The sequence below is a fragment of the Kitasatospora sp. NPDC127067 genome (genome assembly GCF_042724755.1).
Lineage (GTDB): Bacteria > Actinomycetota > Actinomycetes > Streptomycetales > Streptomycetaceae > Kitasatospora > Kitasatospora lactacystinica.
Window position 1 is genome coordinate 1 of sequence record NZ_JBHXEM010000071.1, and the last position, 11860, is coordinate 11860.

The following is an 11860-nucleotide window of genomic DNA, read 5'->3' on the forward strand; positions in this document are numbered from 1 at the left end:
GGACGCGAAGATCACGCAGATCTACGAGGGCACCAACCAGGTCCAGCGGATCGTGATGGCCCGCAACCTCCCGTAACCCCACCCGTAACCCCACCCGACGTACACCCACGGCCCCCGACCGCCCGTCCGCGGTCGGGGGCCGTATGTCGTCCGGAATCGAACCGTCCTGGACGCGGCCCCCGTGACGGTGTCATAAATGATCGTCAACTCATGGGCAGCACGCGACGATTGCGAGAGATCGACGATCATGGGCAGCACCCCCGAGCAGCACCCCGCCGGCAAGGTCTGGCTGATCACCGGCGCCAACTCCGGCTTCGGCCGGGCGCTCACCGAGGCCGCGCTGGCGGCCGGCGACACCGTCGTGGCCGCCGCCCGGCGCCCCGAGACGCTGGCGGAGCCGGCCGCCGCGCACCCGGACCGGCTGTTCCCGGTCCGGCTGGACGTCACCGACCAGGAGCGGATCGCGGCCGTCGTCGCGGAGACCGTCCAGCGGCACGGCCGGATCGACGTCCTGGTCAACAACGCCGGGCGCGGGCTGATCGGCGCCGTCGAGGAGTCCACCGACCGCGAGCTGCGGGACCTGATGGAGCTGCACTTCTTCGGCCCGGCCGCACTCACCCGGGCCGTGCTGCCGCACCTGCGGGCCCGGGGCTCGGGCGCGGTGGTGCAGATGAGCAGCATGGGCGGCCGCTTCAGCTTCCCCGGTGTGGGCGCCTACTCGGCCACCAAGTTCGCGCTGGAGGGGCTGTCCGAGGCGCTGGCCAAGGAGGTGGCCGGCTTCGGGGTCAAGGTGCTGATCGTCGAGCCCGGCGCGTTCCGGACCGGCTTCGCGGGCGGCGACGCGCTCGCCCACAGCGCCCCGATCGAGGCGTACGAGCCGATCGTCGGCCCGGTCCGCACCGGGCTGCCGGACAGTGACGGCAAGCAGGCAGGCGACCCGGCGAGGGCCGCCGAGGCGATCCTGGCCGCGCTGGCCGCCGAGCACACCCCGCTGCGGCTCGCGCTCGGCAGCGACGCGGTGGACGGCGTCCTCGGCACCCTCGACGAGGCGCGACGGGAGACCGAGACGTGGGCGGCGGTCGGCCGCGGCACCGACTTCCCGGCCGGCGAGTAGCCCACCGGGCGGCGGACGGCCCCGCCCCCCGGTCGGTTGAGGGCCCCGCCCCCCCCGGGCGGCGGACGGCCCCGCCCCCCGGTCGGTGGAGGGCCGCGCGACGAAAACCGCGCGACGGCGGGCAGCCGCGCTCCGTAGGCTGCCCGCCATGTCCTCCGCGCCCACCAGGCCCTCCGTGCTCAGCCTGGCCCCCATCACCCCCGAGAACGTCGACGCCGCCCTCGCCCTGCGGGTCCGCCCCGACCAGGAGGCCCTGGTGGCGCCGGTGGTGAAGTCGCTGGCCGAGGCGTACGCGTACGGGGAGGCCGCCTGGCCCCGGCTGATCCTGGACGACGGGCGGCCGGTCGGCTTCGTGATGGCCTTCTTCGACCTCACCTTCTACCCCGACCGCCCCGGCGACCGCCCCCGCTCCGGCCTGTGGCGGCTGCTGATCGACGCCGAGCGACAGCGCGGCGGCTACGGCCGCTTCGCCGTCGAGCAGGTCTGCGCCGAGATCCGCCGCCGCGGCGGATCCCGCGTCACCGTCACCCACCACCCGGGCCCGGACGGCCCGGAGGAGTTCTACGCCCGTCTCGGCTTCCGCCCGACCGGCGAGCTGAGCGGCGGCCAGACCGTCGCCGAACTGGACCTCCCGCCGCTCAGCTGAGCAGCGCCGCGGCCTGTTCCCGGGCCTGTCGCAGCCAACCGGCGCGCTCGGCGTCGGAGGAGTCGGTGACCGTGCGGAACACCGTCCGCCGCACCTCGGCGACCCCGACGTACGGCAGCACGCAGGCCGCCCAGATCCGCTCCAGCGGGTCGCCGAACTCCTCGCGCTCGCGGGCCTCCGGGGTGTCCGAGGTGTTCAGCACCAGCGCCCGGCCGGCCCGCAGCAGCCCGGCCGGCTCGCCGTCGGCCGTCCCGAGCTTGTACGCGACGCCGGGCACCAGCACCCGCTGCACCCAGCCGGTGAGCACCGCGGGTGGCATGCCCCACCAGTTGGGGTGGATCAGCACCAGCGCGTCCAGGGCGGCCACCTCGGCGCGGTGCAGGGCGAGGACCGGATCCCCGGACCGCTCCGCCGCGGCCACCGTGCCGGTCTCCTCGGCGGCCAGCAGCGGCGCGAAGCCCTCCGCGTACAGGTCGTGGGCGCGCACCCGGCAGCCGCGCCCCCGCAGTTCGTCCACCACGGCCCCGTACAGCGCGTGGTTGAAGCTCCCCGGCCGCGGATGCGCCAGGTAGACCCCGATCGTGCTCATCTTCCGTCCCCCTCGGGCTGGTTGGCCGGACCGATGGTAGGCGCGTGCCCCGGTGTCGCGCACCCGGCAAGGATCCGCCGGACACGCCCCGGGGCCGGTCGGCCGCCGGTAGGGTCCGGGGCCATGACCGAGCCGGACTTCCTCACCGAGACCAGGGCGTTCTACGACGCCGTCGCCACCGAGTACACCGAGCTCTTCCGGGACGCGTTGGACCGCATGCCGATGGACCGGGCGATGCTGGGGCTCTTCGCCGACCTGGTCCGCGCCGAGCGGCCGGGCGGCAGGACGGCCGAACTCGGCTGCGGCCCGGGCCGGATGACCGGCCCGCTGCACCGGCTCGGCGTGGACGTGCACGGGATCGACCTCTCGCCGCGGATGGTCGAGCTCGCCCGGCAGGCCCACCCGGAGGTGCCGTTCAGCGTCGGTTCGATGTTCGGCCTCCCCTTCCGGGACGGGGAGCTGACCGGCGTGGTGGCCTGGTACTCGATCATCCACACCCCGGCGGAGCGGCTGCCCGAGGTGTTCGCCGAGTGCGCCCGGGTGCTCGCCCCCGGCGGCCACCTGATGCTCGCCTTCCAGGTCGGCGACCGGCCGTCGCGCCAGGAGCGCCCCTTCGGCCACCCGGTGTCGCTGGACTTCCGCCGGCTGCGGCCGGAGCACGTCGAGGAGCTGGTGCGGGAGGCCGGCCTGCCGGTCACCTCCCGTACGGTCCGTGAGCCGGAGGGGGACGAGAAGACCCCGCAGGCCTATCTGCTGGCCCGCAAGCCGAAGGGCTGAGGCCTCCAGCGGGCCTCCAGCGGGCCTCCTGCGCGGCCTCCGGTGCGGTCTTCCGTGCGGTCCTCTACGCGGCCTCGGACGAGGACGGCGGCTGCCCGGAGGCGGTCGCGATCACCTCGTCCAGCACCTCGCGGGAGCGCAGCAGGTCGCTGATCGTCCGGTCGATCCGTTCGCGCTCCGCGGTGAGCTCCTCGACCAGCAGGGGGGTGGCGACCTCGTTCGGGCTGCCGTCGGAGTCCCGCATGCAGGGGAGGATCTTGTAGATGGTCCGGCTGTGCAGCCCGGCCGCGAAGAGCTCCTGGATGTGCACCACCCGGTCGACGGCGGCCTCCGGGTACTCGCGGTGGCCGCCCTCGGTGCGGCGGGCGGCGAGCAGGCCCTGCTGCTCGTAGTAGCGCAGCGAGCGTTCGCTCACACCCGTCCGACGGGCCAGTTCGCCGATCCGCACGCCGTCCACCCCGTCCCCGTGCCGCACTGAGGCCTGAACCTGACATCGATGTTAGCTTCCCGGTCGCGCCTCGGGGCGGAAACCGGATAACACAGCCGCGTCCGGCCGCGCCGGACCGGGGGCAGCGCGCGCCGAACAGGTGATCGTGCCATCATCCCTGCATGTCTTCCAACGTTTTCTTCGACATCACGATCAACGACGAGCCGGCCGGCCGGATCGTCTTCAAGCTGTACGACGACGTCGTTCCCAAGACCGCCCAGAACTTCCGCGAGCTGGCCACCGGCCAGAACGGCTTCGGCTACGCGGGCTCCGGCTTCCACCGCGTGATCCCGGCCTTCATGCTCCAGGGTGGTGACTTCACCAACCACAACGGCACCGGTGGCAAGAGCATCTACGGCGAGAAGTTCGCGGACGAGAACTTCCAGATCAAGCACGACCGCCCGGGCCTGCTGTCGATGGCCAACGCCGGCCGCAACACCAACGGCTCGCAGTTCTTCATCACCACCATCGTCACCGACTGGCTGGACGGCAAGCACGTCGTCTTCGGCGAGGTCGTCGAGGGCATGGACCTGGTCAAGAAGATCGAGGGCCTCGGCTCGCAGAGCGGCCGCACCTCGGCCAAGATCGTCATCGCCGCCTCCGGCGAGGTCAAGTAGTCGCCGCCGCCACTGGCACGCACCGCCCCGGAGCGGGACGTCGGATCTTCCGGCCTCCCGCTCCGGGGCGGTTTCGTACCCGCTCGCCGTACCCGCTTGCGTATCCGCCCCGAGCCCGTTTCCACGCCCGGCCGCGGTGCGGCGGGCAGGGTAGCCGGGAGCGCCGCCGTCCGGGCCGGAACCGGGCAATCGTGCGGCCTTCCTTTGCCGGGGCCCTACGCTCGACTTCTCGGACGCGGCCCAAGCCGCGGCCGAACTCGACTCTGCGGCAAGGTGGTTGACCGATGGTGGAGCAGGGCGCCGACGACGGCGAGGTGACCTACGAACAGGTGACGGTGGTCTCCCTGGCCGGCTGCGAGCCGGTCGGTCCGGCGCGGTTCGCCGTCCGGGTCGTCCGCGAGGGCATGACCGTCAAGCGGGTGGCCGGCTACTGGGTGCGCTGGGACGAGCGGTGGGGCGCGGAGGAGGTCCGCCACCACGCCCGCTGGATCGCGGACGAGGAGTACGTGCGGCCGGACACCGGCAGCCTGGACGGCACCCTCGCGGTGATGGTCGCCGCGTACTGGACGGATCCGACGGGCGCCTTCCCGCGCCGCCCGGGCACCGAGACGGTGGTGACCTTCCGGCCGGGCGAGACCGAGCACGAGCTGGTGCTGGAGCAGCCCGCCCCGGTCGTCCAGGCCGCCGCGGCCCCGTACCGCCCGGCCTCGCTCTCGGTGCAGCTGACCCACGCGAGGTGGCTGAGCGGCGACGGGCAGCCGATCCACTACGGCTTCTCGGGCGCCACCGAGGCGGCCGGCGGCGAGGGGGAGTGGCTGGTCCGCTTCCCGGAGTGCGGCACCGGGCTGCTGCCGTTCGTCTAGGCCGTTCCCTCGCCACCGGTGCGTCCGGCGCGTTCAGGAGGGGCTCGGGGCGGGCCGGGCCGGTACCGGGCGGGCCCACCGGCCGCCCGTCCGCATCCCCACCTTGCGCGCCGGGACGCCGGCCCAGACCTCCCCGGGGCCGGTCGAGCGGGTGAGCACCGCGTTGGCGCCGACGACGGTGCCCGCGCCGACGGTCAGCACGCCCTCCTTGCACATCACCTTGGCGCCGGCGCACAGCACCGCGCCGTCCTCGACCACCACCCGCCGCATCGCGCTCTCCTCCTGCGGTACCCACGGGTCGGCCCGGCCGATGGTCACGCCGTTGTAGAGCGTCACGCCGGCGCCGAGGGTGGTGTGCGGGTGCAGCACGGTGCCGAAGCCGCGGTGGAAGACGAGCAGTCCGGGCCCGATCTCGCAGGCGGCGGGCACCTCCATCCCGTAGAGCGCGAGCGCCTCCTGGACCAGACGGCCCAGGAGGCGGTGGCGCCGGCGGTGGATCAGCGCGGTGACGAGTGGCATCCGCTCATTGTGTCGACGCGGTCGCACAAAGTCGCGGACTACTTGAAGTCCGGCACCGCGGTGTCGTTCTTGAAGGCGGCGAAGAGCTGCTTGGACTTGTTGGCGTCCCACAGCACGGCGGACTCGCCGGTCTTGGTCCGGTAGTCCGGGTTGCCTATCGGCACGGTCAGCGACTTGCCGCTGCCGCCGTTGACGTCCTTCATGGCGAGGAAGAGCGAGCCGAGGTCGGTCAGGCCGCAGTCCTCGTCGACGATCAGGGTGCCGAGCGCCGAGTCGACCAGCGGGTAGAAGGTGAACGGGTTCATCAGGTTGCCGGGGGAGGCGGCCTGGTGGGCCAGGGCGCCGAGGAACTTCTGCTGGTTGCGCATCCGGCCGAGGTCCTGGTCGGCCATCTGGTGGCGCTGGCGGACGAAGGCCAGCGCCTGCTTGCCGGTGAGGGTCTGGTCGCCGGCCTTGAGGTCGAGGCCGGAGTCCTTGTCCTGGACGTCCTGGTCGATCTTCATCTCGACGCCGCCGATCGAGTCGACGATGCCGACGAAGCCGCCGAAGCCGATCTCGGCGTAGTGGTCGATCCGCAGGCCGGTGTTCTGTTCGACGGTCTGGACCAGCAGCCGGCCGCCGCCGTTGCCGAAGGCGGAGTTGATCTTCGCGGTGGTGCCCTTGACCGGCTTGCCGTTGCTGCCCGGGTGGTCGGGGATCGGCACCCAGGAGTCGCGCGGGATGCTCATCAGGGTGTTCCCGTTGTCCCCGACGTGCAGGATCATCATCGAGTCGCTGCGCTTGCCCTCGGTGTCGTGCCCGGTGTGCAGGTCGTCCTGCTCGGCGTCGGTGAGGCCCTGGCGGCTGTCGGAGCCGACGATCAGCCAGTTGGTGCCCTTGCCCGCGGCCGGGCGGCCGGGGTAGTCGGCGAGCACGTTCTCGTGGTTGAGCTTGGAGTCCGCCCAGAACCAGGTGGAGACGGCGGTCACCATGACGGCGATCAGCACGCCGAAGACCGACCACTTCACGATCCGCCGCCGCGGCCAGCGCCGGGCCTGGGCGCCGGGCGGGCGGGTGCCGCCGGGCCCGCCGGGGCCACCGGGGCGGCCCTGACCGCCGGGCCCGCCGGGGCGGCCCTGGCCACCGGGGCCACCGGGCCCGCCGTGAGCACCGTGGCCTGCGGGCCCGCCGTGAGCACCGCCGGGTGCGCCGGGACGGCCTCCGGGTGCGCCGGCCCCCTGCGGGGGGACGCCGCCGAGCCGGGAGGGCCCCGGCTGCCCGGGCTGTCGCGGCTGCCGTGGCGCGGCCGCCCCCGGTCCGCGCGGGTTCAGCGAGGACGGCAGCGGCGGCTCGGCCGCGCCGCCCCCGCCGTTTCCGCCGTACGGGTTCCCGCCGCCCCCCGGGCGGCCCTCCTGCCACGTGTTCATGCCGACGAGGATGCCCGACCCCGGTCGGGCTGACTCCCCCCGGGGGGTCCACCGGGCTTCTTGTAGCAGTTTTGATGCACGTACCGGATCGTTCCGCCGCAACGTCCGGACACCCGGTGTTCCAGCTGCTGAAACGTTTCTTGACCAGCCCGAACACAGCGTGTTTGCATTCCAGGCATGGATCAGCGTTGGGCACTCACGCGTCGGCGGCACGTCGACCTGCGGCGCGGTGTGGCCTGTTCGCTCTGTCGCGGCTGACGCGCGCCCGCCGAATCCCCGTACCCGCCGCACGTCCGCCGGCACAGCGCCCCCGGTGCACGTCCGCCGGCACAGCGCCCCCGGTGCCGCCCCGGCACCGCTCCCGGCACCGGCCCCCACCCGCGGCGCCTTCCCCCGCCGCACCCGGCCGGAACCCGCCGCACCGCGCCGCCCCGCTTCCACCCAGAGGTGAACCCATGGCCGTCGTCCTGTCCGTTTCCGGCTCCCCGTCCCCCACCTCCCGCACCACCCGCCTGCTGCGCCACGTCGACGCGCGGTTGGCGGAGCGCGGCCACCACGTCGTCCCCTTCGAGGCCCGCAGCCTGCCCGCGCACGCCCTGCTGTCGGGCGACTTCGACCACCCCGAGATCGTCGCCGTCACCGAGCTGTTCGCCCGCGCCGACGGCGTGGTCGTCGGCACCCCCGTCTACAAGGCCGCCTACTCGGGCCTGCTGAAGGCCCTGCTGGACGTGCTCCCGCAGTACGCGCTGGCCGGCAAGGCCGTCCTGCCGCTCGCCACCGGCGGCTCGCCCGCGCACGTCCTAGCGGTGGACTACGCGCTGCGCCCGGTGCTCAGCTCGATGGGCGCCGACCACATCACCCAGGGCTGGTTCGTACTCGACCGCCACATCACCGCCCGGGAGGACGGGACGACCCTGGTGGAGCGCGAGACCGAAGCCCTGCTGGTCCCGGTCGTGGAGGGCTTCGCCACGGCCCTGGAGCGGCTGGCCGCAACCGCGCTGACGAGCTGACGGACCGCCGCCGCGGCCCGTACGGGGCGTCCCCGAGACGGGCCGCGGCTACCCCTAGGGGGAGCGGCGCCGCGGCCCGTAGAACCTTGGTTGAGCGGCTTCATTCCGGCGGATGACGAGCCGACGGCCGTCGGCTCCTAACGTGGTTCACACATCCCCACCCGCCAGGAAGCGGCCCGGTTGCGTCGGGTCCGGTGGCCAGGTCCACCGGGAGGGTGGAGACAACTCCCGGTCGAGGACTACCGCCTGCGCCATGTCATGAGGCGGGCGGGCCCGCGAGGCTGGGGGCCAACGGGTGAGCGCATCTTCCTTAGGAGAGTCCAGTGACGACGGCAGCAGCAGCCGTGTACGACCCCCAGCTTCCCGGCGGAGCGTCAGCCGTCGCCGCGTCGGCCCGTCAGGTCACCAAGGCGTACGGTTCGGGCGAGACCACGGTGACCGCGCTCGACTCCGTCGACGTGGACATCCAGCGCGGCCGGTTCACCGCGATCATGGGTCCCTCGGGCTCCGGCAAGTCCACCCTGATGCACTGCCTGGCGGGCCTCGACACGGTCACCTCCGGCCGGATCCGGATCGGCGAGACCGAGATCACCGGCCTCAAGGACAAGCAGCTCACCAGACTCCGGCGCGACAAGATCGGCTTCATCTTCCAGGCGTTCAACCTGCTCCCGACCCTGAGCGCGCTGGAGAACATCACGCTCCCGATGGACATCGCCGGTCGCAAGCCCGACCAGGCCTGGCTGGACCAGGTGGTGGAGACGGTCGGCCTGTCCGGCCGGCTCAAGCACCGCCCCTCCCAGCTCTCCGGCGGCCAGCAGCAGCGCGTCGCGGTGGCCCGGGCGCTGGCCGCCCGCCCCGAGATCATCTTCGGGGACGAGCCCACCGGGAACCTGGACTCCCGCTCCGGCGCCGAGGTGCTGACCTTCCTGCGCCGCTCGGTGGACGAGCTGGGCCAGACCATCGTGATGGTCACCCACGACCCGGTCGCCGCCGGCTACGCGGACCGCGTGCTCTTCCTCGCCGACGGCGTGATCGTGGACGAGATGCACGCGCCCACCGCCGACTCCGTCCTCGAACGCATGCGCCGTTTCGACGGCAAGCGCACCAGCTGAGCGGCGGGACGACACCATCATGCTGCTCAAGACCTCACTGCGGAGCTTCTTCGCCCACAAGGGCCGGATGGCGCTCTCGCTCATAGCCGTCGTGCTGTCGGTGGCCTTCGTCTCCGGCACCCTGGTGTTCTCCAACACCGCCACCGGCACCTTCGACAAGCTCTTCGCCGCGACCGCCTCCGACGTCTCGGTCAATCCGCCCAAGCCGGCCGAGGACGAGGAGCAGCAGGCCGCCGTCAAGCCGCCGACCGTCCCGGTCGCGCTGGAGCGGCAGGTCGCCGCGCTGCCCGGGGTGAAGAGCGCCGTCGGCCAGGTCCTGGTCGAGAACGCCGTGCTGATCGACCCGGCCACCAACAAGCTGGTCGGCCCGACCACCGGCGCGCCCACCCTGCTCGGCAACTGGACGGACACCCCGGCCAACCCGCTGAAGGTCACCTCCGGCCGCACCCCGCGCGGCCCGACCGAGCTGCTGCTGGACGCGGACACCGTGAAGAAGGCCAAGCTCGGCCTCGGCGGCCGGCTCAGGGTCGAGAACCCCCTCGGCCGACACGACTTCACCATCGTCGGCATCGGCACCTTCACCACCACCAACCCGGGCGCGGCGCTCGCGTTCCTGGACACCCCGACCGCCCAGCAGGTGCTGCTCGGCGAGCAGGCCTTCAGCACCGTCGAGGCGTACGGCGACGGCAGCCGCGGCAACGACCGGCTCAAGGCGGACGTGCAGTCCGCGCTCGGCGGCGGGTACCTGGTGAAGACGGCGGCCGAGCAGAAGGCGGACCGCACCGAACAGGTCGGCAAGGGCCTGGACTTCATGAAGTACGCGATGCTCGGCTTCGCCTTCGTCTCGGCGATCGTCGGCGCTTTCCTGATCGTCAACACCTTCTCGATGCTGGTCGCCCAGCGCACCCGGGAGATCGGCCTGCTGCGCGCCATCGGCGGCAGCCGGCGGCAGGTCAACCGCTCGGTGCTGGTCGAGGCGCTGATCCTGGGCGTGCTCGGCTCGACCCTCGGGGTCGCGGCCGGCCTGGGCGTGGCGGTCGGCCTGATCAAGCTGATGACCGCGATCGGCATGGACCTGGATGCGGCCGACCTGCGGATCGGGCCGGACGTGTTCGTCGCCGGGTACGCGCTGGGCATCGTGGTCACGCTGGTCGCGGCCTGGTTCCCGGCCCGCCGGGCGAGCCGGATCTCGCCGATGGCCGCCCTGCGCGACCACGGCACTCCGGCCGAGGGCCGCGCCAACCTGGTCCGTACCGTCCTCGGCCTGCTGCTGACGGCCGGTGGCGGCGCCCTGCTGGCGCTCGGCGCGCGGGCGGAGAAGGCGGCCACCGGCGGCCAGTACCTGGGCCTGGGCGTGGTGCTCACCCTGATCGGCTTCGTGGTGCTCGGCCCGCTGCTGGCCTCGGCCGTCGTCCGGGTGCTCGGCGCGCTGCTGCCGGCGCTGTTCGGGCCGTCCGGCAAGCTCGCCCAGCGCAACGCGATGCGCAACCCGCGCCGCACCGGCGCCACCGCCGCCGCGCTGATGATCGGCCTGGCGCTGGTGATCGCCTCCGCGGTGTTCAGCTCCTCGGCCGTCACCTCGACCAGCGCGCAGATCGACAAGTCGGTGGGCGCGGACTACATCATTTCGGGCGGCCGCACCGCGATCACGCCCGAGATGCTGGCCGCCGTCGAGCGGACCCCTGGCATCGACCACATCACCACCCAGCGGTTCTTCGCCGCCAAGGTCCGGCTGTCGGACGGGCAGCAGGCCAAGACCCCGCTGACCGCGGTCCCGCCGTCCTTCTTCGGCACCGACTTCCGGCCGGCGGTCGACTCCGGTGCGGTGGACTCGCTCCAGCGCGGCTCGCTGGGGATCGGCGCCGCCTTCGCCAAGGACCACAACCTGAAGGTCGGCGACCAGGTCACCGTCGACTACGGCCAGGGCCGCACCCAGGCGCTGCCGGTCGGCGCGGTCCTCGGCAAGGGCGAGCTGTTCGGCGGCGGCTCCTTCGTCGCCATGGACACCATGGCGAAGGCGGTCCCGGCCGCCGAGCAGCCGCCGGTGTGGACCTTCTTCGCCAAGGCCGCCCAGGGCGCCGACGTCCAGAAGACGCTGACCGCGCTGGAGGACGGACTGAAGGAGTACCCGCAGCTGACCATCAAGGACCGGGCCGGCTACAAGGAGCTCGCCCAGTCCCAGATCAACACCCTGCTCTACCTGATCTACGGGCTGGTCGCCCTCTCGATCACGGTCGCGGTGCTCGGCGTGGTCAACACCCTGGCGCTGTCGGTGGTCGAGCGGACCCGCGAGATCGGCCTGCTGCGGGCGATCGGGCTCTCCCGCCGCCAGCTGCGCCGGATGATCCGGCTGGAGTCCGTGGTGATCGCGCTGTTCGGCGCCGTCCTCGGCACCGGGCTGGGCCTCGCCTGGGGCGTCACCGTCCAGGGGGTGCTGCGGGAGCAGGGCCTGGGGACGCTCTCCGTCCCGACCACCATGGTGGCGATCACGCTGGTCTCCTCGGTGCTGATCGGCCTGTTCGCCGCGCTCGTCCCGGCCTTCCGGGCCGGACGCATGAACGTCCTCGCGGCCATCGCGACGGACTGAGCCGGCTCCGGGGTCGCCGGGCCCCGGAGCACGGGGGGAACGGGGGGAACGGGGGGAACGGGGCCGGGTGCGTACAGCACCCGGCCCCGGTGCCGTTCCCCGCCCCTTGCCGGGAGGCCGCCGCCGAGGTGCG

The 11860-nt window shown here is 73.2% G+C and carries 13 protein-coding genes; 9 read left to right on the forward strand and 4 right to left on the reverse strand.

Annotation, left to right across the window (positions count from 1 at the left end; translation table 11 throughout):
• The 3 genes from ACFWJ4_RS25695 to ACFWJ4_RS25705 all read left to right on the forward strand — a co-directional run.
• Positions 1-76, forward strand: a 76-nt coding sequence (locus tag ACFWJ4_RS25695; RefSeq protein WP_374214750.1) for an acyl-CoA dehydrogenase family protein, incomplete at its 5' end; no start/stop codon positions are given.
• Between the two features lie 171 nt (positions 77-247).
• A complete protein-coding gene (locus ACFWJ4_RS25700) occupies positions 248-1114 on the forward strand; it encodes an oxidoreductase (RefSeq protein WP_359910148.1) in 867 nt (288 codons plus the stop codon).
• Between the two features lie 148 nt (positions 1115-1262).
• The gene (locus tag ACFWJ4_RS25705) at positions 1263-1760 is read left to right on the forward strand and encodes a GNAT family N-acetyltransferase (RefSeq protein ID WP_380547399.1); all 498 of its coding nucleotides are present in this window, start codon (positions 1263-1265) and stop codon (positions 1758-1760) included.
• On the opposite strand, the gene ACFWJ4_RS25710 is transcribed toward ACFWJ4_RS25705, so the two are convergent.
• Positions 1753-2349, reverse strand: coding sequence for an NAD(P)H-dependent oxidoreductase (locus ACFWJ4_RS25710; RefSeq protein WP_380547402.1), 597 nt, complete (start codon positions 2347-2349; stop codon positions 1753-1755). The two genes, ACFWJ4_RS25705 and ACFWJ4_RS25710, sit on opposite strands and share 8 nt — an antisense overlap.
• A gap of 123 nt (positions 2350-2472) precedes the next feature.
• Between ACFWJ4_RS25710 and ACFWJ4_RS25715 the strand changes: the two genes are divergently transcribed.
• Positions 2473-3126 (forward strand): class I SAM-dependent DNA methyltransferase, encoded by a 654-nt coding sequence (locus ACFWJ4_RS25715; protein ID WP_380547405.1) that lies wholly within the window; start codon positions 2473-2475, stop codon positions 3124-3126.
• Positions 3127-3190: 64 nt separating this feature from the next.
• Here ACFWJ4_RS25715 and ACFWJ4_RS25720 read toward each other — a convergent pair whose 3' ends face one another.
• Positions 3191-3574: a MerR family transcriptional regulator gene (locus ACFWJ4_RS25720; protein ID WP_359910136.1), complete on the reverse strand. Its 384-nt coding sequence runs from the start codon at positions 3572-3574 to the stop codon at positions 3191-3193.
• Between the two features lie 161 nt (positions 3575-3735).
• Here ACFWJ4_RS25720 and ACFWJ4_RS25725 point away from each other — a divergent pair, with 161 nt between their 5' ends.
• Positions 3736-4230 carry a peptidylprolyl isomerase gene (locus ACFWJ4_RS25725; RefSeq protein WP_380547408.1) on the forward strand — a complete coding sequence of 165 codons (495 nt, stop codon included), beginning with the start codon at positions 3736-3738 and terminating at the stop codon, positions 4228-4230.
• 284 nt (positions 4231-4514) lie between these two features.
• Positions 4515-5093: a hypothetical protein gene (locus tag ACFWJ4_RS25730; protein ID WP_359910131.1), complete on the forward strand. Its 579-nt coding sequence runs from the start codon at positions 4515-4517 to the stop codon at positions 5091-5093.
• Positions 5094-5126: 33 nt separating this feature from the next.
• Here ACFWJ4_RS25730 and ACFWJ4_RS25735 read toward each other — a convergent pair whose 3' ends face one another.
• Together ACFWJ4_RS25735 and ACFWJ4_RS25740 are read right to left on the reverse strand one after the other, a co-directional pair.
• Positions 5127-5612: a hypothetical protein gene (locus tag ACFWJ4_RS25735; protein WP_380547410.1), complete on the reverse strand. Its 486-nt coding sequence runs from the start codon at positions 5610-5612 to the stop codon at positions 5127-5129.
• 38 nt (positions 5613-5650) lie between these two features.
• On the reverse strand, positions 5651-6619 hold the full coding sequence (locus ACFWJ4_RS25740; protein ID WP_380547413.1) for an LCP family protein: 969 nt from the start codon (positions 6617-6619) through the stop codon (positions 5651-5653).
• A gap of 854 nt (positions 6620-7473) precedes the next feature.
• Here ACFWJ4_RS25740 and ssuE point away from each other — a divergent pair.
• The 3 genes from ssuE (at position 7474) to ACFWJ4_RS25755 (ending at position 11727) form a co-directional block, all read left to right on the forward strand.
• Positions 7474-8028, forward strand: coding sequence for an NADPH-dependent FMN reductase (gene ssuE, locus ACFWJ4_RS25745; protein ID WP_380355371.1), 555 nt, complete (start codon positions 7474-7476; stop codon positions 8026-8028).
• A gap of 323 nt (positions 8029-8351) precedes the next feature.
• Complete coding sequence (locus ACFWJ4_RS25750; RefSeq protein ID WP_380547416.1) at positions 8352-9140, forward strand: ABC transporter ATP-binding protein; 789 nt, start codon at positions 8352-8354, stop codon at positions 9138-9140.
• A gap of 19 nt (positions 9141-9159) precedes the next feature.
• The gene (locus ACFWJ4_RS25755; RefSeq protein WP_380547419.1) at positions 9160-11727 is read left to right on the forward strand and encodes an ABC transporter permease; all 2568 of its coding nucleotides are present in this window, start codon (positions 9160-9162) and stop codon (positions 11725-11727) included.
• Positions 11728-11860: the final 133 nt, after the last annotated feature.